This window comes from Agreia sp. Leaf244, from assembly GCF_001422695.1.
GTDB lineage: Bacteria > Actinomycetota > Actinomycetes > Actinomycetales > Microbacteriaceae > Agreia.
In genome coordinates, this window is the sequence record NZ_LMLX01000001.1 from 519,874 (window position 1) to 538,992 (window position 19,119).

Genomic DNA, 19,119 nt, shown 5'->3' on the forward strand with positions numbered 1-19,119 from the left:
CACCCATGATAGGCGCGCTAACCGTACGTTTGCCCGGGGGTTGCCTGCTGTGCAGCGCTTACACTGAATGCCGTGAATCCTCGACGCACCTGGCTGCTCTTCTCGCTCATCCGAATCGGGCTGTTCGCCGTCGTGCTCGCGGTTCTGCTGCTGCTTCTGACCCCGGGCGGAGTGCCCGCATGGATCTCGGCTCTCCTCGCCGCGATCATCGCGTTCTGCCTCTCGTTCATCTTCCTGCGCAGGCAGCGCGAGGAGGCGGCGAAGAGCCTCTACGAGGCGCGGTCAAGCACGAAGCGCTCGCAGTCGACTGCGTCGGGCGACGACGAAGACAGCGAAGACGCCGCCGTCGACGGCACGACGACGACGAAGTAGCCGGGCGCGCCGCCGGTCGGCCTACTTCGACTGGCGCTTGAGGGCCTTCTCGAGGTCGCTCGCGGCACCCTTCCAGCGGCCGAGCATCATCTTGCGCTCGTCGCGGCTGGTGAGCTTCTGCTGGTGGAACGAGATGATCGTGGCGCCGTCGGCCTCTTTGAGACTCAGCTGCAGGGTGGAATCGTGGTTCCATTCCCCCGGGCGCCAGCTCACGCGAAGGTCGACCCCGGGCTGCACGCTGAGCACGCGGCCCGTGATGTCGTCGTCGGTCTCGTAGGCTGCGCCCTTGACCAGCGGAAGCTTCGTCGTCTTGCCCAGCCACAGCGGCAGGCCCTCGCCCATGAGAAAGGCCCAGACGGTCTTGCGGCTGCCGGGAACCGTCTGCTTGACGCCGACATCCCAGCCGGCGGATGTGTTCGGTCCCCTGAAGTCAGCCATCCCTCGACTCTAGGCGGTGCGGGGCCGCGCTCGCGCCGTACACCTGCGCCCTCGGCTAGAACGCGATGGCGGCGGCCAGCCCCAGTCCGTAGACCAGCCCCGTGAGGCTCGTGAGCTGCAGCGCCAGAATCAGCTCCTTCGGCGTCTTCGCCGTGAGCACGATGAGCCCGGCCGGAATGGCGATCAGCAGCGCGAAGAACACCAGGACCGCGAGCGGGAACAGCTGCGTCAGGAATCCCACGACGATGAAGGGGATCAGCATGAAGACGCAGTACAGGATGCGCGCCGGCCGGTCGCCGACGCGGACCGCGAGCGTCTTCTTCTTCGCGATGCGGTCCTGCGGGATGTCTCGGATGTTGTTCGCCATGAGAACGGCGCACGAGATGAATCCGATGGCCACGGCGGCGAGCAGCCCCTCGAGGCTGATGTCGCGCACGAGCACCCACATCGTGCCGAGCGTCGCGACCAGCCCGAAGAAGACGAACACGAAGAGCTCGCCGAACCCCGCGTATCCATAGGGACGCTTGCCGCCCGTGTAGAACCAGCCGGCCACGATGGCCACGGCCCCCACGGCGAGCAGCCACCAGATCTGCGTGATGATCACGATGGCGATGCCGGCGGCCGCGGCGAGGCCGAAGAAGACGAGTGCCACGGTGAGCACGAGCTTCGGCCGCACCGCGCCCGAGCCGGTCAGGCGCGCGGGGCCGACGCGGAAGGCATCCGTGCCCCGAATGCCGTCGGAGTAGTCGTTCGCGTAGTTGACGCCGATCTGCAGGAACAGGGCCACCGCGAGGCACAGCACCACGAGGGGCCACTGATCGTGCACGGAGCCCAGGATCGTGGCGGCGCCGGTTCCGAGCGCAACGGGCGCAATGGCCAGGGGCAGGGTTCGCAGACGAGCGCCCGCGATCCAATCTGCCGCCGTGACCTTCTTCGGGCGGTTCGGGGCGACCCGGGGCCCGGCCGGATGCCCGGTGGACTTCACGCGGCGGGCGTTGCGCGACGGGGACTTCTTGCGGGGCGACTTCTTACTCGTGGGCACCCGACGATTGTAGGGCTCGACGTAGAATGGATGCTGGTGCGCCGGGAAGTCTGGTCGGCAAGCGATCAGGGGATCGCTTCATTCCGCTTCACGACGCCTCCGAGCCGGGGGCAGCAAGGACACCGCATGAGCTTTATTCGATCCGAGCGCGTCGCCGCCCTCTTCCTTCTCGTGGCCGCGGCCGCCGGGCTTGTTCTCGCGAACACGCCCGCGGGGCCGGCCCTCATGGGCCTGCAAGATGCGCACCTCGCCATTCCCGGAACTCCGCTCGACCTCTCGGTGGGCCACTGGATCAGCGACGGCCTGCTCGCGATCTTCTTCTTCGTCGTCGCGGTCGAGCTGAAGAACGAGTTCGCCGTGGGTCAGCTGAACAGCGTCTCGAAGGCGGTGCGCCCCGCAATCGCGGCGCTCGGCGGCGTGATCGTGCCCGCCCTGATCTACATCGCCATCACCGCGGGCTCCGGCTACGAGGGCGGATGGCCCATCCCCACGGCGACCGACATCGCCTTCGCCCTCGGCGTGCTCGCGGTCTTCGGCAAGGGCATCCCGTCGCGCCTGCGCATCTTCATCCTCGCGCTCGCGATCCTCGACGACATCGTGGCGATCCTCATCATCGCGGTGTTCTTCACCGCCGACCCGAATCTGCTGTTCATCGGCCTGGCCGCCGTCGGCGTCGCGCTCTTCTGGCTGCTCAGCCGCAGTCTCGGCGGTCGCTACCGCGTGCCCGTCGCCATCGTGATGGGCCTCGTCGCGGTGATCACCTGGTCGCTCACCTACCTGTCGGGAGTGCACGCCACGATCGCCGGCGTCGCGCTCGGCCTGGCGATGGTGCGCCTGCCCGCTATGCGCGTGCGGCACGTGCTCGAGCCCGTCACCAACGGTGCGATCCTGCCAATCTTCGCCTTCTCCGCCGCCCTCGTCGCTATCCCGCAGGTGGCGCCCGGCGAACTCGCCGCACCGTTCTGGGGCATTCTCGTCGCCCTGCCCGTAGGCAAGATCATCGGCATCGGCCTCGGCGGGTGGCTGTCGAGCTTCGTCGGCCCGCGCGAGAAGCGCCCCCACCTCACCCTGCACGGGCTGCTCGCCGCCGGTGCACTGGGAGGAGTCGGCTTCACCGTGTCGCTGCTGATGAACGAACTCGCGTTCGCCGGCCAGGAGGAGGTGGCCGACGAGGGAACCCTCGCGGTGCTCCTCGGATCGTCGATCTCCATCGTGATCGCCGCGGTGCTCGTGTCGACCCTCGCCGCGTACTACAAGCGCCTGCGGGTGCTTCGCGAGAACGCGGTCGAACGCATGCGCTCCGCCTGATCAGTCCGAGGCGGAGGCGGATGCCGCGGCCGACGCCAGCGAGCGGGCCAGGCTGAGCCTGTCGGGCTTGCCGGATGCGAGGGTCGGCATCGCTTCTACGGTCACGATGCGCACGGGGGCGGCCGCCCGACCCGGCCCCGCGATCACCGCGTCGCGCACGCGCTGCAGGCTGTCGGCATCCACCGGGCCCTCGGTGACCACGACCGACACCTGCCCCCACTCGGTGCTCGGCTGGGGAACGACGACGGCCCCGCGGAAGCCGTCGAGCGACTGCACGACCCGCTCCACCCGGTCGAGCGACACCTTGATGCCGCCCGAGATGATCACGTTGTCGATGCGGCCGGAGACGCGCACGACCCCGTCGACGACGTCTCCCGAGTCGGCGGTGCGATACCAGCGGCGGCCGTTGTCGATGTAGAACTTGCGGTCGGTGAGCTCGGGGTCGCCGAGGTAGCCCTCGGCGAGCATCGGCCCCGAGAGCTCGAGCTCGCCCGCGGTGACCCGCGCCTGAACCTGGCTGAGGGGAATGCCGTCGTACACGCATCCGCCGGCCGTCTCACTCGAGCCGTAGGTGCGGCGAACGGTGAGGCCGAGCTCGTTCGCGCGCTGGTAGAGGGCGGCCGGTAGAGCCTGTCCGCCCACGAGGATGGCGTCGAGTCGACGCAGCTGCTGCCGGATGCCCGCATCGGCCTCTCCGGCGTCGATCACGCGGGCGAGCTGGGCCGGAACCAGCGAGGCGAAGCGCAGCGGCGCATCCATCTCGTCGACGAGCGAGGCGAAGACGCGGGCCGAGAAGTGGCCGGGCGGCTGCACGATCGGGGTCGTTCCGCCGACGATGGAGCGCACGAGCACCTGCGCGCCGGCGATGTAGTGGGTGGGCAGCGAGAGCAGCCACTGGCCACTGCCGCCCAGCTCGCTCTCGACCGAGGCCGCGCTGGCGAGCAGTGCACCCGTCGACAGGGCGACCCGCTTGGGCGCTCCCGACGACCCCGAGGTCTCGATCACGAGGGCGACGTTCTTGTCCACCTGATCGGGAACAGGCTCGTCCCGCACCGCAGGCGTCTCGCCGGGGGCGGGTGCGGCGTGGCGGGGCAGCGGGCGCGAGTCGACCTCGCGCTGGTCGATGGTGCGAGGCAGGATGGCCGCGCCGCCCTGCGACAGGGCTTCGCGCAGGCGCGGAAGCACCGCCAGTGCGTCGTTCGCAACCACGATGTCGAGCGGGCGTGTCATCCGTTCACCCTACGTCAGCGCGTGTTTCGGGAAAGTAACGTCTGGGCCGGTCGAACGGCGAAGCGGCTCAGAGCCAACGCCGAATGCGGGTGTTCGCGCACAGCGCGGTGGTTGAGCCACCGCGGCGTGGGCGAACACCCGCGTTCACGCGCTTCGTCAGTTGCGGTCGATGCGCAGAACGCTCAGGTCGGAGGCGAGCTCCACCTCGACCTCGCTGCCATCGTCCATCACGAGCTCGACCTTGTAGGCGTAGTCGTCGTCGGAGTCGCCCGTGTCGAACTCGCGAACGGTGCCCTGTCCGATCTCGTCGAGGGCCGCGGCCTCGGCGGCGGAGCGCTCGTCGGCCGTCGCCGGCACGCTGTTGTCGTCGGAGCTGTCGTCGGAGCTGTCGTCGCGGTCGCCGCCGTTGTCGTCGCGGCCGCTGTCGCCGCCGTCGTCGCTGCGGCCGTCGCTGTCATCGCGACCGTCATCGCTCCGCGATCGGTCGTCCGAGCCGGTGCCCGTCGAGGTGCTGGTGGCACGATCGTCGTCATCGTCGAAGAGGTCGCTCGATGCGAAGGCTGCTCCCGCGCCTCCGAGAACGAGTACGGCTCCGACGGCTGCGGCCGTGATCCACATGGTCTTCTTCTGCATGGTTGCCTCCTGGCGTCGTGGTGATGAGACCCACTGTGACGCGCGGGCGCTGAAGCGGCCCTGAAGCATCCTGAAGTCGCCTTCAGGAACGGCCGCCCTTCGACGGGCTCAGGGAACGCCGGTTCCGGTGGCGTCGTCACGCCCATCCGAGTCCTTGCGATAGGCACAGTGGCGCCACATGACCTCGGTTCGTGGTTTGCGTGGCGCCTTCACGCCCATCCCGCGCGTTGGGATGGGCGCAACGACGCGACGCGACCGCTCGCATCGGCAGTCTTCGTAGAGGCCTACTCGACCGGCGCAGAAGCGGGTTTCGGCCGCCCTTCGACGGGCTCAGGGAACGAAGGGATCAGGTCAGCTCGTCGAGAGCGTCACGACGAAGCGGGCTCCCCCGCCCGCGGCCTGCTGCACGGCCACGGTGCCCCCGTGGGCGGCCGCGATCTCGCGGACGATCGCGAGCCCCAGGCCGCTTCCGCCGCCGTCCCGTGCGCGCGCCTCGTCGAGGCGCACGAAGCGCTCGAACACGCGCTCCCTGTCTGCCTCGGGAACGCCGGCGCCGTCGTCGTCGACCACGAGCGTGACCGTGCCATCCGCGTCGTCGGCCCGCACCGCGAGCGCGACCGTCGTCGCCGCGTGGCGGGCGGCGTTGTCGACGAGGTTGCGCACCAGTTGCGAGAGCAGCGCGACGTCTCCGTGCAGCTGAGCCGCGCCGACCGCGCTCGAGTCGACCGTCAACGAGGTCGAGCGGCGCAGCCTCCGCGCCTCCGCGAAGACGATGTCGTCGAGGTCGACGAGGGTCGCGGGCCTCGTGAGCATGCGCTCGTCGGCCTTGGCGAGCACCAGCATCCCCTGCACGAGCCCCTCGAGGCGGGCCCCTTCGTCGAGCACGGCCGCCGACAGCTCGTCGGGCGAGATGCGATCCGGATGCGCGCGGGCGACCTCGGCGTACTGGCGCAGTGAGGCGAGGGGCGATTTCAGCTCGTGCGACGCATCCGAGATGAATCGGTTCTGCGAGCGCCGAGAGTCGTCGAGGCGCTGGAGCATGCGGTTCATGGTGTGGGCGAGGCGGCCGACCTCGTCGTCTGTTCCGGGGTCGGCGACGCGGCGGTCGAGGCTCGACGCCGTCACCTCGTCGACCTGCTGCCGCATGCGGTCGACGGGGCGGAGAGCCCTGCCCACGACGAACCAGATCGTCAGGGCGAGCACGAGGAGCAGCAGGGGAACGGCCGCCGCAAGCAGTCCCACCACGGTCGAGATCGTGCCGTCGACGGTGGCGAGACTGCGCCCGGCCACCACCCAGAGCTCCCGGCCCGATCCCGCCTCGGTCGCGGTGCGCGCGACGGCCACGAACGACGCGCCGTCCGAGTCGGTCACGGTTGCGGTCGTCGAGTCGTCGATGAGCACGGGTGTCGTCGTGGGCTGCGGCGCGGCGGGCGCGGTCGATGTCGGAGCCGAGCCGCTCGAGTCACCCGAGTCATCCGAGTCGTCGTCCGAATCGTCGCTCGAGCCCCGCCCCGAGTTGCCCGACCCCGACCCCGAGTCGGAATCGGAGTCATCGTCGTCGTCACTGCTCGACGGCGTGGGCGTGCTCTCGACGTCGTCGACGGGCACGGGCACGTCAGTGTGCCGCAGCTCCGGCAGAGAGAGCGCCGGGCCGTCGTCGGCGTTGTCGCTCGATGCCACGAGCGAGCCGTCGGCGGCCACGAGCTGCACGATCTGCTCGTCGTCGTCCCCGTCGGTGTCGACCGACGAGGCCCCGGTCGTCTCGACCTGACCGACGAATTCTGCGGCATCCCGTTCTGCGGTCAACTGCACGCCCGCGACCAGCGACTCCCGCAGCACGCCGACGAACGCCGCCGACCCCACGGCGAGCGCGACGGCGACGGCGGCCGTGGCCACGAAGACGATGCGCCAGCGCAGCGAGAGCCGGCGACGCCTGCCCTGCTCAGCCGCCATGGGAGGCAAGCCGGTAACCCGCGCCGCGAAGCGTCTCGATCGCGTTGCGCCCGAAGGGCCTGTCGAGCTTGTTGCGCAGGTGGCCCACGTAGACCTCCACGATGTTCTGCTCGCCGTCGAAGTCGTCGTCCCAGACGTTGTCGATGATGTCGCGCTTCGACACCACGTCGCCCTTGCGCCGCATCAGGTATTCGAGAACGGCGAACTCCCGGGCCGTCACGTCGATGTGCTCGGTGCCACGGGTGACCTGGCGGGTCGACGGGTCGACACGGATGTCGCCGGCCTCGAGAACGGCCGGCCGCTCGGCGGCGCCCCGCCTGATGAGGGCGCGCACTCTCGCAAGCAGAATCGCAAAGGAGAACGGCTTGGTGAGGTAGTCGTCGGCGCCGGTGTCGAGCGCCTCGACCTGGTCCCACTCGCCGTCTTTCGCCGTGAGCATCAGAACCGGGGTCCAGTTCTCGGCCGCGCGCAGTCGCTCGCACACGCGGTAGCCGCTCATTCCGGGCAGCATGATGTCGAGGAGGATCACCGAGTAGTCCTTCTCGGTGGCCATCCAGAGCCCGTCGGTGCCGGTCGACGCGACGTCGACGGCGAACCCCTCGGCCTCGAGCCCGCGTTTGAGCCCCTCGGCGAGGCGTTTCTCGTCTTCGACAACCAGCACGCGCATGCGCCCAGTCTGCCCGACGGGCGCTGAAGCTCGGCTGAAGCGCTGCCGGATGCGTCGGGCACGCAGCGAGCGCGGGTGTTCGTGAACACCGCGGCGGCGCAGCCACGGCGGTCACGGAAACACCCGCGCTCGGTGGGGGAAGCGGGTCAGCCCTCTTCGACGACGATCTGCACGTCGATGTTGCCGCGGGTCGCGTTGGAGTACGGGCACACCTGGTGTGCGGCGTCGGCGAGCTCCTGCGCCAGGGCGAGCTCCAGGCCGGGAAGAACGACTTCGAGCAGAACAGCGAGCTGGAATCCACCCTCGCCGTTCGGTCCGATGTGCACGCGGCCGCCGACGCTCGAGTCGGAGATCTTCACCTTGCGGGCACGGGCGACGCTCTGCAGCGCGGAGTGGAAGCAGGCCGCGTATCCGGCAGCGAAGAGGTCCTCGGGGTTTGCTCCGTTGCCCGAGCCGCCCATCTCCTTGGGAATAGCGAGGTCGAGGTCGACCTGCCCGTCGCTCGTGCGCACGTGGCCGTTGCGGCCTTCGCCGGTCGAGAGCGCTTCCGCCGTGTAGAGAATCTCCATGGTGTTTCCTTTCATCGACCGGCGTCGGGTGCGCCGGTGGTCTCAGTGAGGCCCGACGACGCCGCGTCGAACCCGCGGGTGTCGTCGGCCAGCTGGTGCAGCATGCCGCGCAGCCGCACGGCGGTCGACTGGTCGAGTTTCATCGCGCCAGCCACGCAGGCCGGAACGGCTGCGAGCTCCTCGCGCATCCGTTCGCCCTCGGCGGTGAGCGCGATCGTCACCACCCGGGCGTCGTCGGATGCGCGCAGGCGCTCGACATAGCCGGCCTGCTCCATGCGGCGGGTCAGCGGCGAGAGCGTGCCGGAGTCGAGTTCGAGCCGTCGGCCGAGGTCGCCGAGGGGCATCGCCCCCTCGTTCCAGAGCACGACGAACACGAGGTACTGCGGGTAGGTGAGCCCCCACGGCGCGAGCACCGAACGGTAGGTCTGCGTGATCGCGTGGGATGCGTTGTAGAGCGCGAAGCAGACGAGCTCGTCGATCACGGAGTGCTGCGGCGCTGCAGCGGGAGCCGTCGAGGTGGTCATGACAAAAGCATTGCGCACAATTCAGTTGTGCGCAACCTAGTTCGTCGTTCGTCGAGTCTGTCGAGAGGCTGTGAGGCCCTTCTACAGGCTCAGGGAACGGGTCTCGACAGGCTCAAAAAACGGGCGACTCAGTAGTGGTACGGGAACGGCGACCAGTCGGGCTCGCGCTTCTCGAGGAACGAGTCGCGCCCTTCGACGGCCTCGTCGGTTCCGTAGGCGAGCCTCGTGGCCTCGCCCGCGAACACCTGCTGGCCCATGAGCCCGTCGTCGACCGCGTTGAACGCGAATTTCAGCATGCGGATGGCTGTGGGCGACTTGGTCAGGATCGTGCGCGCCCAGTCCAGCGCCTCGCGCTCGAGCTCCGCGTGCGGCACCACGGCGTTGACCGCACCCATCTCGTAGGCGCGCTGGGCCGAGTACTCCCGGGCAAGGAAGAACACCTCGCGTGCGAACTTCTGCCCGATCTGCCGGGCGAAGTATGCGCTGCCGTAACCGGCGTCGAACGAGCCGACGTCGGCATCCGTCTGTTTGAACTTGCCGTGCTCCTCGCTGGCGATCGACAGGTCGCAGACCACGTGCAGCGAGTGCCCGCCGCCCGCCGCCCAGCCGGGAACCACGGCGATGACCACCTTCGGCATCGTGCGGATGAGCCGCTGCACCTCGAGGATGTGAAGCCGTCCGGTCGCAGCGCCGGCGAGCGGTCCGTCGGGCGCGGTGCCGTCGGCATACTGGTACCCGTCGCGGCCCCGGATGCGCTGGTCTCCCCCCGAACAGAACGCCCAGCCGCCGTCTTTCGGGCTCGGGCCGTTGCCGGTGAGCAGCACCACGCCGATGCGCGGATTCTGTCGGGCGTCGTCGAGGGCGCGGTAGAGCTCGTCGACCGTGTGAGGCCGGAAGGCGTTGCGCACCTCGGGCCGGTTGAAGGCGATGCGGGCCACGCGCCCGTCGTTCGAGTGGTGGTAGGTGATGTCGGTCAGGGCGCTGGCCCCGGGCGCGACAGCCCACTCGGATGCATCGAAGATCTCGGAGACGAACGGCGTTTCAGACATGCAGCCAGTCTGCCAGCCGCACGTCACGGCGCGGGCGGCTCGCGGTCGTCGTAGCGGCGGGCCCGCTCGCGGAACTCCGCCGCCGACTCGGTCGACAGCGTTCCACGGCTCACGATCTCGAGGTCGACAGAGCTCATCGGCCCGCCACGCAGCTCGGCCCTGGCACGCGCAGCCTCGAGGAATCGGCCGGTGCGATCGTGCTTCAACTCGATGATCGTCAGCTCGAATTCGCTGTCGGAGTGCACGGACTCGCGGGCCACCAACGACCAGATCACCTGGTCCTTCAGCTGCGTGCCCCCGAACTCGCGCTCGAGTTCGGCCAGTGCGGCCTGACCGGATGCGCGGGCCGGGTCGTTGCGCAGGGTCACGTCGTGAAAACCCTCGGCCTCGAGCAGGCCGCTCACGAGGTCGACCAGCTGCTGCTTCACGAGTGGATTGGTGAGCCGCGCCGTCGAGCGCCAGGTTCCCGTGGTGCACGTCTCGAGCAGGCTCTCCCCTCCCCAGTCGTTCGTCTCGGGCTCGATGCGCGGAATCTCGCCGAACAGTCCCCAGCTGAGCCCGAAGCGGGGCGTGATGGCGTCGCGCAGCCTCGCAAGCAGGGCCTCGTTGCGCTCGATCGTCTGCTCCTGCGAGAGCGCCGCGAGCGCGAACTCGGCGTCGTGCACACGGGTTCCCGGGTAGTGCGACCAGTCGACTCCGTCGGACACGGTGGGCAGGTCGTCGTCGGGGCCGATGCCGAGATCGGAGAGCACCGCCTGTGCGCGGTCCTGCACGGCATCCAGAAAATCGGCGAAGCCGCCCTCGTCGTCGTCGGGCTGCGCCTCGAGATCCGTCGCCGGAGCATCCGAGACCGTGCGCGACGGCCGGGCCGACCCGTAGACCGGGCCGCCCACCCGCGCCGGCACACCTCCCGGGGTTCCGTAATCGGGCATGCCGGGCGTCTCGTCGTCGTGCACCGGGGCGGAGTCGTCACGCATGCGTCCAGTCTGTCAGCCCGCGTCGCCTACCCTCGATAGTGCGCAACACCCGCCCCGCGCCAGAAGGAGTACCTCGTGACGATCGTCGCTTCCGCAGACGGCTCTGCCCTCGGCAACCCCGGCCCCGCTGGATGGGCCTGGTACGTCGACGACGAGCGGTGGGCGGCCGGCGGATGGCCGCGCGCCACGAACAACATCGGCGAGCTCACCGCGGTTCTCGAGCTGCTGCGCGCGACCGAGGGCGAAGACGAGCCGCTGCACATCATCTGCGACAGCCAGTACGCCATCAAGGCCTGCACCGAGTGGATGGCGGGCTGGAAGCGCAAGGGCTGGCGCAAGGCCGACGGCAAGCCGGTGCTCAACGTCGAGATCATCAAGCAGCTCGACGAGGCGCTGCAGGGCCGCGTCGTGACGTTCGAGTGGGTCAAGGGCCACGCCAACCACCCCATGAACGAGGCGGCCGACTCGCGCGCCCGGGCGGCATCCACGGCGTATCAGAACCGCACCGCCGTGCCCAGCGGCCCGGGATGGCCGGGAGCCGCCGCGACGACGCCGGTCGAGCCCGTCTTGGCCGAAGACACGGCGCCGCCCTCGCTCTTCTAGCCTCGCGGAGCGGACACCGCGCGGCCGAAGCGTCGGCCTAGGCTTACGCCATGGCCTCCCCCGCGCTTCCCCCCCTGGCAGAGTTGCTCGCCGCCGCCCACGTCGTCTCGCTGCCGCTGACCACGCGGTTCCGCGGCATCGACATCCGCGAGGCCATGGTGTTCCGCGGGCCGCAGGGCTCGACCGAGTTCTCGCCCTTCGTCGAGTACGGCGACGACGAGTCGGCCGCCTGGCTGGCGGCCGCCATCGACTTCGGGTGGAAGGCGCAGCCCACGCCTCTGCGCGACCGCATTCGAGTCAACGCCACGGTGCCGGCGGTGGATGCGTCCCGTGTTCCCGAGGTGCTCGCCCTGTACGACGGCTGCCGCACCGCCAAGGTGAAGGTGGCCGAGGCGGCACAGGTGCTCGCCGACGACGTGGCCCGCGTCCGCGCCGTGCGCGACGCACTCGGCCCGGAGGGGCGCATACGCATCGATGCCAACGGCGGCTGGAACGTCGACGAGGCCGAGCACGCGATCCATGCGCTCGCCGAATTCGATCTCGAATACGTCGAGCAGCCCTGCGCCTCGATCGAGGAGCTCGCCGAGCTGCGCGAACGCCTGCACGACTGGGACATCCCGATCGCGGCGGACGAGAGCGTGCGCAAGGCATCCGACCCCCTCGAGGTGGCCCGCGCAGGCGCCGCCAACCTGCTCGTGATCAAGGCGCAGCCGCTCGGAGGCGTGCACGCGGCCCTCGACATCGTGCGCGAGGCGGGGCTGCCGGTGGTCGTCTCGAGCGCACTCGACACCTCGGTCGGCCTGTCGATGGGGGCCTGGCTCGCCGCGAGCGTTCCCGAGCTCGACTACGACTGCGGGCTGGGCACGGCGTCGCTGCTGGCGGCGGATGTGACGGCGCGGCCCGTGCGGGCGGCCGCCGGCTTCATCGAGGTCGAGCGTGTCGAGCTCGACGCGGCCACGCTGGCGCAGCACTCCGCATCGGCCGAACGCGACGCGTGGTGGCGAGCCCGACTGGCCCGCTGCTACGAGGTGCTGGCGGCCCGGTGACGCATGTTCCCGGCCGGTGGCCGAGTGCACTGATCGTCGGCGCCGCCCTGGTCCTCTCGATCGTGGTCGGGGGCGTTCCGCTCCTGGCATTCCTCCGCGACGGAGTGCACCTCTATTGCGAGTACTCCGATGTCGGCGAGTCCGCACCCGGCACCTACTTCTGCGCTGACGGAATCGGGTACATCGTTCCCCTCGTCACGACCTTCTTCGTCTGGACGCTCGTCTCTGCAGCGGCATTCGTCGCCATGTCGGCGTGGGTGCCGGCCGCGCTGCGGCCTCGATTGCTCGGCGTCTTGGCCCTCGCTCCGCTCGCGTACCTGAGCTGGATCGCTGCGGGCGCGGCGGGCTCAGCGGGGCGGACCAGCACCGCGCAGTCGCGCGTCCTCTGGACGGCGCCGATGCTGGGGGTGACGATCGTGCTCGCCGCGTTCGCGGTGGTCGTGCTCGCGCTGCTCGTCGCGCGCGGCGCTCGGCCCCGGCTCGTGCTCTACATCGCGGGTGGCGCATTGCTGCTCGCCGCCCTGGTAGCGCAGCCCGGGATGCTGACGGCCATCCTTCTCGCCATGGGACTGTTCGGAGCGTCGCTCATTCTTGAGCGCTCACGATACGAGCCGAGGTCTACAGGCCCGAGTAGGCGTGCAGTCCTTTGAAGAACACGTTCACGACGCCGAAGTTGAACAGCACCGCCGCGAAGCCGATCAGTGCCAGCCAAGCGGAGCGCGATCCTCTCCAGCCCTTCGTGGCGCGGGCGTGGATGTAGCCGGCGTAGATGACCCAGATGATGAACGTCCACACCTCTTTCGTGTCCCAGCCCCAGTAGCGACCCCAGGCGCGCTCGGCCCAGACGGCGCCGGCGATGAGGGTGAACGTCCAGAACACGAAGCCCACGATGTTGATGCGGTAGGCGAGGTTCTCGAGGCGCACCGAGTCGGGCAGGGTGTCGAGCAGGCGGAAGTTCAGGAACTTCGAGCCCTTCGCCGTCTCCCGTCGGTTCTGCAGCAATTGGATGCCCGACAGCGCGCCTCCTAGGGCGAAGAACGCCGTTCCGAGGCTGGCCACGAACACGTGGATCACGAGCCACGCCGAGTCGAGCGCCGGCGGCAGCGGAACGACCGCCACGTAGTAGTTGACCGTCGAGACGCCGAGCAGGATCAGAACGAGTCCGGTGATGAACGTTCCGAGGAATCGCAGGTCCTGGCGCATCAGCACCACGAGGAACACGCCCATGATGAGCAGCGTGCCGGTGATCGAGAACTCGTACATGTTGGCCCACGGCACACGCTCCGCCGCGATGCCGCGCAGAACCACGCCGACGAGCTGCAGCAGGAATCCGATCACGGTGAGCGCCACGCCGATGCGCAGGGTGACCGAACGCTTCGGGCCGGCATCGGCACCGGATGCGCCGGCCGCGCCTGTGGTGGCGACGACAGGGGCGTCGGTCACACCGCTGCGGCCCGACACGGATGCGCCGACCAGCTCGGCGGGCGCAGCCGCGACCTCGTCTGCTTTGATCTGCGACGACCGCTTGGCCAGGTCGAGCGCGAACGAGATGAACGCGAGAGCGTAGATCGCCATCGCCGAATAGACGAGGAGAATCGAGTACTGTTCCAGCGTTTCCATCACGGAGGCAATCCTAAGCGTCGTCCGGCGTCTTCGCGCCGGTGATTTCGGGTGAAGTGGTCGCGGCCCGGGCCGAGGGCAGGCTCGCGATGTGCTTGTCGGCCAGTTCGGCGACCGCGTCGTCGAGGCGCGGATCGTCGCCTCGGGCCAGCCCCGCGTACTCGAGGGTCACACCCGTGCCGTCGGCGTTCTCGATGAGCTTCACCCACACGCGTCGGCGCGGGATGAAGAGCGAGGTGAGCAGACCGCCGAGCACGAGGATCGCGAAGACGAGAACCCACAGCTGGGTGGGGTCGCGGTGGATGTCGAACGAGGCGAACCGCTTGATGCCGTCGAGCGTCACCGATCCCATGCCGTTCGGCAGCTGTGCGGTCTCGCCCGGCTTGAGCTCGATGGAGTCTACTCCGGTCTTGCCTCCGGTGAGCTGTGTCATCTTGTCGGTCGCCAGCGAATAGACCGATGTCGGCACGCCCTCGTTCAGCCCCAGGTCACCCGTGTAGACGTTGAGGGTGACGACCGGATATTCGGCCTCGGGGAACGACGAGAAGTAGGCACCCGTCGACGATACGTCCTGGGTGGGATAGAAGAAGCCGATCATGCCCACCTGTTCGGGCAGGCCGTCGGTGATCTTCACCACTCCGAGCGAGGTGAGATTCGCGTCCTGCGGCAGGAAGGGAACCGAGTCGGTGAACACGACCGTGCCCTCGGCGTTCTTCACCGTGAGGGTGGGCGCGTAGCCGTTCCCGAGCAGGTAGACGTCGGAACCGCCGATCTTGAGCGGGCTGTTGACCTTGACCTCGCCATCGGACTCGTCGCCGTCTTCTGTGGTCGTGACGTGCGCCGTGTAGTCGGTGGGCTGCCCGAACGCGTCGAGGTTCTGGGTCTCGTAGGTCGCGTCGAACTCGTCGAGCCTGAGGGTGAACGGGGTCAGCGTGTCGTCGGAGAAGAAGCGTCCGGGGTTGAACGAGTCGAAGGCCAGGAGGGTGTTCACGAAGGTCTGTCCTTCGACCACCACGCGCTGCCCGGCGTAACCGAAGCCGCCGCCGATGCCGACGGTGATGAGGATGCCGACGAGCGCCGTATGGAAAACGAGGTTGCCGGTCTCCCGCGCATAGCCGCGCTCGGCCGAGACCGACGTGGAGCGCGCATCCTGGTACGTGCGCACCCGGTAGCCGGCCTTCTTGAGGATCACGCGCGCCGATTCGAGAATCGCGGCGCTTCCCCCGTTCCCGCCGTTCCCTGAGCCTGTCGAAGGGCGTTCCCCGGTCACGTCGTTCCCTGAGCTTGTCGAAGGGCCCGCTTCGACAGGCTCAGCGAACGAATACTCGCGCGTGATGAAGCCGCCGAGCCTGTTCAGCCTCGCGGGCGTCTTGGGCGGAGCCGAGCGCAGCGCGTCGAAGTGGTGCTTGGTGCGCGGAATGACACAGCCCACGAGCGAGATGAACAGCAGCAGGTAGATGCTCGAGAACCACACCGAGCTGTACACGCCGAACATCTGCACGCTGTCGAGGATCGGAGCGAGCGTGGGGTTGTCGACGAAGTACTGGGTCACCCCGTTCGGGTCGCTCGAACGCTGGGGAACGAGCGAGCCGGGAACCGCGGCGAGCGCGAGCAGGAGCAGCAGGAACAGCGCGGTGCGCATGCTCGACAGCTGCCGCCAGAACCAGCGCAGCCATCCGACGACGCCCAGCTTCGGCTGGGTGATGGATGCCGAGCCGGCCTCGCGTGCGGACTCGGGCGCCGGGCTCGGGGAATCGTAATGATCAGACGGGCGTGACAAAGGAGAACATCACCCCCTGCAGGTTATTCATGACGATGGTCCAGATCCCCGAGACCATGAGCAGTCCGACGGCGATGAGCAGCGCGCCCCCGATGATGTTGACCGCGCGAATATGCCGCTTGAGGAATGCGACCGATCCGGTGACCCAGTTGAAGCCGAGGGCGACGAGGAAGAAGGGGATGCCGAGCCCGATGCAGTAGACGAGCCCGAGCAGCGCTCCCCGCCACGGCGATGCTCCGTTGAGGCTGAGAGCCGCGATAGCTGAGAGCGTCGGGCCGATGCAGGGAGTCCAGCCGAGACCGAAGACGATGCCGAGCAGGGGCGCACCCGCGAGGCCGGTGGCCGGGGCCCACGACGGTTTGATCGTGCGCTGCATAAAAGTGAACTGGCCGATGAAGACCAGTCCCAGGGCGATGACCACCACCCCGAGGATGCGCGTGATCAGGTCCTGCCACGTGGTCAGCCAGGCGCCGACGGCGCCGAACGCCGCTCCGTAGGCGACGAACACCAGCGAGAATCCGAGCACGAAGAGGGCCACGCCGAGCAAGAGTCGGCCCCGGCCGCGTGCGCGACCCGTCGCATCCGGAGCGGAGGCGAAGCCGCCGATGTAGCCGAGATAGCCGGGAACGAGCGGCAGCACGCAGGGCGACGCGAACGAGACGAGCCCGGCGAGCAGTGCGATGGGCAGGGCGAGCAGCAACTGCCCGGAGAGCACCGCCTCCGCGAAAGGATTGTTCACCGGTGCTAGCTCGACTCGGCGATGGTGTCGCGGATCAGCGTGTCGAGGATCGACGGCTCGCTGACCTGGCCCAGGATGCGTGCGGCAACCCTGCCCTGCTTGTCGATCACGAGCGTGGTGGGCACCGCGTTGGGAGACACGTCTCCGCTGAAGGCGAGCTGCATAGCCCCGTCGGTGTCGATGACCGAGGGGTAGTCGATGCCGTAGTTCTCTTCGAAGCTGATGGCCTGGGGCGCCTGGTCACGCACGTTCACGCCGAGGAAGCTGGCTCCCTCGCCGTCGTACTTCTCGCTGAGCTTGGCCAGCTCGGGGGCCTCGACGCGGCAGGGCGCGCAGCTGGCGTACCAGAAGTTGAGCACCACGACCTCGCCGGCGTAGTCGGCCTGGCTCACGCTTGTGCCCTCGGCGGTCGTGCCTGCGAAGTCGACCGCCTGCTGCCGCGATTCGGGTTCGATCTCGGTGACGGTGCCGTCGCCCGCGATGTAGTTCTTGCTGTCGCCCGAGAGGTACTGATCGGCGAGGGGGTCGTTCGCGCACCCCGCGAGCAGCATCGTGCCGGCCACGACGAGACCGGCCAGGCCCGCGCGGGTCGCCCGACGCATCCGGATGCCCTTCATACGGCACCCACGTCGGTGGCGTTCTCGGCCAGGTCGGCGGCGGGGTCGGCGTAGCCGGTCTCGACCCAGCGGTTGCCGAGGCGCTCGAAGCTGGTGATGCTCGACAGCTCGCAGCGGCGACGACGCGGGTCGTGGAAGAGGGGCTTGCCCGCGATGGCGAGGTGCGTCGTCCAGATGGGCAGCTGGTGGCTCACGAGAACGACGTCGCCCGACTCGACCGAGTTGTAGGCGTCGCTCATGGCCGTGAGCATGCGGGTTCTGATGGATGCGTATGGCTCGCCCCAGCTGGGAATCGTGGGATTGCGCAGCCACGGCCACGTGCGGGGATTCTTCAGGGCGGAGCTGCGGCCTCGCATGTTCAGACCCTCGAAGCGGTTCGTGGGCTCGATGATCCGCGGATCGGTGATGATCGGCAGTTCGAAGGCTTGGGAGATGGGCTGCGCCGACTCCTGGGTGCGCTGCAGCGGCGACGCGAAGAGCGCGCTGATGGTGCGGCGGCGTTCGACCAGATCGGCTGCGGCGGAGCGCGCCATCTCGTGCCCGAGGTCGGAGAGCCCGAATCCGGGGAGTCGACCGTAGAGTACGCGTCGGGGGTTGAATACCTCGCCGTGACGCACGAGATGGATTTGGCTGGCTACCACGGAGTCCAGTTTACGTAGGGCTGATCGGGGAAAAGGCTGATAGCCGATTCGGGGGCTTCGACCGGCTCCAAAGAAGTAGCAGAAATACACGTGAATGGAAGAAATAGTTAGTTGTGCTTCTGCGTTAAGAAGATGAGACTTACTTACAAGAAAGGTTCACAACTCATGCTTATCGCCATCGTCGTATCGTCCATCTTCGCCGTCATCTCCGTCGCCGGCATCACCGCGACCATTCGCGCCGTCGCCACCGACGGCTACCGTCGCCAGCCCACCCGCGAGTACGCCGCACGCTGATCGACCGGGCGCCTTCACGGCGCCCACCGCCGCGATTGTGGCACAAAAGCATAGGGCTGCGACCCTCTGGTCTCGCTTCTCTTATGCGCGACATCATGACGCGTGACCAAAACGCACTCGGATGCCGCCGCCATTCTCGGCGAGCGAGTGCGCCAGCAGCGGCTCAAGCTGGGCCTCACGCTCGAAGACCTCGCGTCGCTCTCCGAGATGCACTGGACCAGCGTCGGCAAGATCGAACGCGGTCAGGTCCATCCGAACGTCGAGACACTCGTGCGCCTGGCGACGGCCCTCAACGCCGACCCCGGAGTCTTCGTCGAGGGCCTGAACTCGTCGATGTACGAGAAGCGGGTGCACGGCCTGACCGCCGCCGACTTCATCCGCGAGCGCGAACGCGAGGCGGCACGTCGCTCCGAGGCGTCCTGACGCGCCACCGCATCCACTCGTCTCGAGTGAGTACGTAACGCACGTGCGCCCTGATGGGCGAACCGTCGGGCACGACCGGATGCGCGAAGTCGTCGATGTGGCGCATCCCGAGACGGCGCATCACGGCCCGAGACGGCTCGTTGATCACCGCGGTGATGGAGTTCACCTCTTGAAGCGCTGCCGGGGCGGCATCGGGATCCGATGCAGAGGCAGCATCCGGCGCGAATGCGGCGTCGAGCGCCGCCGTCGCCGCCTCGATCGCGAATCCCTGCCGCCAGTGCGCACGGGCGACCCGCCAGCCGATCTCCATGCCTCCGGAGCCCGGCACATCCGGCGGCATCGGGCCCAGCCCCGTGAAGCCGATGAACTCCCCTGTGTCTCGGCGCTCGAGCGCCCAGCGCCCGTGTCCGTGCAGGTCGAACCCGGCATCCAGTCGGTCGGCGAGACCGTCGCTCGTCGACCTGTCGAGCGCCGCGGGAAAGTAGCGCATGACCTCGGGGTCGGCGTTCATCGCCGCGAACGGCTCACGGTCGGAGCGCAGCCACCGACGCAGGATCAGTCTCGGCGTCTCGATGCGCTGGAGCGCCGCCACCG

23 protein-coding genes are annotated in these 19,119 nt (G+C 68.8%); 7 read left to right on the plus strand and 16 right to left on the minus strand.

The genetic code is table 11. The annotated features are described in order from the left end of the window. The first annotated feature begins 72 nt into the window (after positions 1-72). A complete protein-coding gene (locus tag ASF06_RS02350) occupies positions 73-372 on the plus strand; it encodes a DUF4229 domain-containing protein (protein WP_055942827.1) in 300 nt (99 codons plus the stop codon). A 21-nt stretch (positions 373-393) separates the two neighbouring features. On the opposite strand, the gene ASF06_RS02355 is transcribed toward ASF06_RS02350, so the two are convergent. Continuing rightward, positions 394-810, minus strand: a complete 417-nt coding sequence (locus ASF06_RS02355) for an SRPBCC domain-containing protein (protein ID WP_055942830.1) — start codon at positions 808-810, stop codon at positions 394-396. A gap of 55 nt (positions 811-865) precedes the next feature. After that, positions 866-1,852 (minus strand): 1,4-dihydroxy-2-naphthoate polyprenyltransferase, encoded by a 987-nt coding sequence (locus tag ASF06_RS02360; RefSeq protein ID WP_442853921.1) that lies wholly within the window; start codon positions 1,850-1,852, stop codon positions 866-868. 126 nt (positions 1,853-1,978) lie between these two features. Here ASF06_RS02360 and ASF06_RS02365 point away from each other — a divergent pair, with 126 nt between their 5' ends. Continuing rightward, the gene (locus tag ASF06_RS02365; protein WP_055942833.1) at positions 1,979-3,160 is read left to right on the plus strand and encodes a Na+/H+ antiporter NhaA; all 1,182 of its coding nucleotides are present in this window, start codon (positions 1,979-1,981) and stop codon (positions 3,158-3,160) included. Here ASF06_RS02365 and ASF06_RS02370 read toward each other — a convergent pair whose 3' ends face one another. The 8 genes from ASF06_RS02370 to ASF06_RS02405 all read right to left on the minus strand — a co-directional run bounded on the left by ASF06_RS02370 (position 3,161) and on the right by ASF06_RS02405 (position 10,762). Next, a complete protein-coding gene (locus ASF06_RS02370; protein WP_082500651.1) occupies positions 3,161-4,390 on the minus strand; it encodes an AMP-binding protein in 1,230 nt (409 codons plus the stop codon). It lies immediately after the preceding gene. A 156-nt stretch (positions 4,391-4,546) separates the two neighbouring features. Continuing rightward, positions 4,547-5,023: a hypothetical protein gene (locus ASF06_RS02375; RefSeq protein ID WP_055942835.1), complete on the minus strand. Its 477-nt coding sequence runs from the start codon at positions 5,021-5,023 to the stop codon at positions 4,547-4,549. Positions 5,024-5,374: 351 nt separating this feature from the next. Then, positions 5,375-6,976, minus strand: a complete 1,602-nt coding sequence (locus ASF06_RS02380; RefSeq protein ID WP_055942838.1) for a HAMP domain-containing sensor histidine kinase — start codon at positions 6,974-6,976, stop codon at positions 5,375-5,377. After that, on the minus strand, positions 6,966-7,643 hold the full coding sequence (locus tag ASF06_RS02385; RefSeq protein ID WP_055942841.1) for a response regulator transcription factor: 678 nt from the start codon (positions 7,641-7,643) through the stop codon (positions 6,966-6,968). The genes ASF06_RS02380 and ASF06_RS02385 overlap by 11 nt, the downstream gene beginning before the upstream one ends. A 146-nt stretch (positions 7,644-7,789) precedes the next feature. Next, positions 7,790-8,212: an organic hydroperoxide resistance protein gene (locus tag ASF06_RS02390; RefSeq protein ID WP_055942843.1), complete on the minus strand. Its 423-nt coding sequence runs from the start codon at positions 8,210-8,212 to the stop codon at positions 7,790-7,792. 11 nt (positions 8,213-8,223) lie between these two features. Next, positions 8,224-8,736, minus strand: coding sequence for a MarR family winged helix-turn-helix transcriptional regulator (locus tag ASF06_RS02395; RefSeq protein WP_055942846.1), 513 nt, complete (start codon positions 8,734-8,736; stop codon positions 8,224-8,226). Between the two features lie 128 nt (positions 8,737-8,864). Beyond that, complete coding sequence (locus tag ASF06_RS02400; RefSeq protein ID WP_055942848.1) at positions 8,865-9,785, minus strand: 1,4-dihydroxy-2-naphthoyl-CoA synthase; 921 nt, start codon at positions 9,783-9,785, stop codon at positions 8,865-8,867. 23 nt (positions 9,786-9,808) lie between these two features. After that, positions 9,809-10,762 (minus strand): hypothetical protein, encoded by a 954-nt coding sequence (locus ASF06_RS02405; protein WP_055942851.1) that lies wholly within the window; start codon positions 10,760-10,762, stop codon positions 9,809-9,811. Between the two features lie 75 nt (positions 10,763-10,837). Between ASF06_RS02405 and ASF06_RS02410 the strand changes: the two genes are divergently transcribed. From ASF06_RS02410 to ASF06_RS02420, 3 genes are read left to right on the plus strand one after another with little or no spacing between them, the layout of a single operon-like run. Beyond that, on the plus strand, positions 10,838-11,365 hold the full coding sequence (locus tag ASF06_RS02410) for a ribonuclease H family protein (RefSeq protein ID WP_055942854.1): 528 nt from the start codon (positions 10,838-10,840) through the stop codon (positions 11,363-11,365). A gap of 50 nt (positions 11,366-11,415) precedes the next feature. Then, positions 11,416-12,411, plus strand: coding sequence for an o-succinylbenzoate synthase (locus tag ASF06_RS02415; RefSeq protein ID WP_055942857.1), 996 nt, complete (start codon positions 11,416-11,418; stop codon positions 12,409-12,411). After that, positions 12,408-13,061, plus strand: coding sequence for a hypothetical protein (locus tag ASF06_RS02420; protein ID WP_055942860.1), 654 nt, complete (start codon positions 12,408-12,410; stop codon positions 13,059-13,061). Before ASF06_RS02415 ends, ASF06_RS02420 begins: the two co-directional genes overlap by 4 nt. On the opposite strand, the gene ccsB is transcribed toward ASF06_RS02420, so the two are convergent. From ccsB to ASF06_RS02445, 5 genes are read right to left on the minus strand one after another with little or no spacing between them, the layout of a single operon-like run. Further along, positions 13,030-14,031 (minus strand): c-type cytochrome biogenesis protein CcsB, encoded by a 1,002-nt coding sequence (gene ccsB, locus ASF06_RS02425; protein WP_055924668.1) that lies wholly within the window; start codon positions 14,029-14,031, stop codon positions 13,030-13,032. The genes ASF06_RS02420 and ccsB overlap by 32 nt on opposite strands. 13 nt (positions 14,032-14,044) lie before the next feature. Further along, positions 14,045-15,811, minus strand: a complete 1,767-nt coding sequence (gene resB / locus ASF06_RS02430; protein WP_055942863.1) for a cytochrome c biogenesis protein ResB — start codon at positions 15,809-15,811, stop codon at positions 14,045-14,047. Continuing rightward, on the minus strand, positions 15,795-16,550 hold the full coding sequence (locus ASF06_RS02435; protein ID WP_055942867.1) for a cytochrome c biogenesis CcdA family protein: 756 nt from the start codon (positions 16,548-16,550) through the stop codon (positions 15,795-15,797). Before ASF06_RS02435 ends, resB begins: the two co-directional genes overlap by 17 nt. Before the next feature lie 5 nt (positions 16,551-16,555). Then, positions 16,556-17,167 carry a TlpA family protein disulfide reductase gene (locus ASF06_RS02440; RefSeq protein ID WP_055942870.1) on the minus strand — a complete coding sequence of 204 codons (612 nt, stop codon included), beginning with the start codon at positions 17,165-17,167 and terminating at the stop codon, positions 16,556-16,558. Next, positions 17,164-17,808 carry a histidine phosphatase family protein gene (locus ASF06_RS02445; protein WP_055942872.1) on the minus strand — a complete coding sequence of 215 codons (645 nt, stop codon included), beginning with the start codon at positions 17,806-17,808 and terminating at the stop codon, positions 17,164-17,166. The genes ASF06_RS02440 and ASF06_RS02445 overlap by 4 nt, the downstream gene beginning before the upstream one ends. Positions 17,809-17,973: 165 nt before the next feature. Between ASF06_RS02445 and ASF06_RS20095 the strand changes: the two genes are divergently transcribed. Together ASF06_RS20095 and ASF06_RS02450 are read left to right on the plus strand one after the other, a co-directional pair. Then, a complete protein-coding gene (locus tag ASF06_RS20095) occupies positions 17,974-18,102 on the plus strand; it encodes a hypothetical protein (RefSeq protein ID WP_255354396.1) in 129 nt (42 codons plus the stop codon). A gap of 102 nt (positions 18,103-18,204) precedes the next feature. After that, the gene (locus ASF06_RS02450; RefSeq protein ID WP_055924682.1) at positions 18,205-18,525 is read left to right on the plus strand and encodes a helix-turn-helix domain-containing protein; all 321 of its coding nucleotides are present in this window, start codon (positions 18,205-18,207) and stop codon (positions 18,523-18,525) included. On the opposite strand, the gene ASF06_RS02455 is transcribed toward ASF06_RS02450, so the two are convergent. After that, a complete protein-coding gene (locus ASF06_RS02455) occupies positions 18,476-19,117 on the minus strand; it encodes a GNAT family N-acetyltransferase (protein ID WP_200920289.1) in 642 nt (213 codons plus the stop codon). The genes ASF06_RS02450 and ASF06_RS02455 overlap by 50 nt on opposite strands. Positions 19,118-19,119: the final 2 nt, after the last annotated feature.

What these genes read in the sequence shown, in the direction of transcription:
- ASF06_RS02355 (WP_055942830.1), bottom strand. Translation starts at nt 810, where the DNA reads ATGGCTGACTTCAGGGGACCGAACACATCCGCCGGCTGGGATGTCGGC.
- ASF06_RS02365 (WP_055942833.1), top strand. Translation starts at nt 1,979, where the DNA reads ATGAGCTTTATTCGATCCGAGCGCGTCGCCGCCCTCTTCCTTCTCGTG.
- ASF06_RS02370 (WP_082500651.1), bottom strand. Translation starts at nt 4,390, where the DNA reads ATGACACGCCCGCTCGACATCGTGGTTGCGAACGACGCACTGGCGGTG.
- ASF06_RS02375 (WP_055942835.1), bottom strand. Translation starts at nt 5,023, where the DNA reads ATGCAGAAGAAGACCATGTGGATCACGGCCGCAGCCGTCGGAGCCGTA.
- ASF06_RS02380 (WP_055942838.1), bottom strand. Translation starts at nt 6,976, where the DNA reads ATGGCGGCTGAGCAGGGCAGGCGTCGCCGGCTCTCGCTGCGCTGGCGC.
- ASF06_RS02385 (WP_055942841.1), bottom strand. Translation starts at nt 7,643, where the DNA reads ATGCGCGTGCTGGTTGTCGAAGACGAGAAACGCCTCGCCGAGGGGCTC.
- ASF06_RS02390 (WP_055942843.1), bottom strand. Translation starts at nt 8,212, where the DNA reads ATGGAGATTCTCTACACGGCGGAAGCGCTCTCGACCGGCGAAGGCCGC.
- ASF06_RS02395 (WP_055942846.1), bottom strand. Translation starts at nt 8,736, where the DNA reads ATGACCACCTCGACGGCTCCCGCTGCAGCGCCGCAGCACTCCGTGATC.
- ASF06_RS02400 (WP_055942848.1), bottom strand. Translation starts at nt 9,785, where the DNA reads ATGTCTGAAACGCCGTTCGTCTCCGAGATCTTCGATGCATCCGAGTGG.
- ASF06_RS02405 (WP_055942851.1), bottom strand. Translation starts at nt 10,762, where the DNA reads ATGCGTGACGACTCCGCCCCGGTGCACGACGACGAGACGCCCGGCATG.
- ASF06_RS02415 (WP_055942857.1), top strand. Translation starts at nt 11,416, where the DNA reads ATGGCCTCCCCCGCGCTTCCCCCCCTGGCAGAGTTGCTCGCCGCCGCC.
- ccsB (WP_055924668.1), bottom strand. Translation starts at nt 14,031, where the DNA reads ATGGAAACGCTGGAACAGTACTCGATTCTCCTCGTCTATTCGGCGATG.
- ASF06_RS02440 (WP_055942870.1), bottom strand. Translation starts at nt 17,167, where the DNA reads ATGAAGGGCATCCGGATGCGTCGGGCGACCCGCGCGGGCCTGGCCGGT.
- ASF06_RS20095 (WP_255354396.1), top strand. Translation starts at nt 17,974, where the DNA reads ATGCTTATCGCCATCGTCGTATCGTCCATCTTCGCCGTCATCTCCGTC.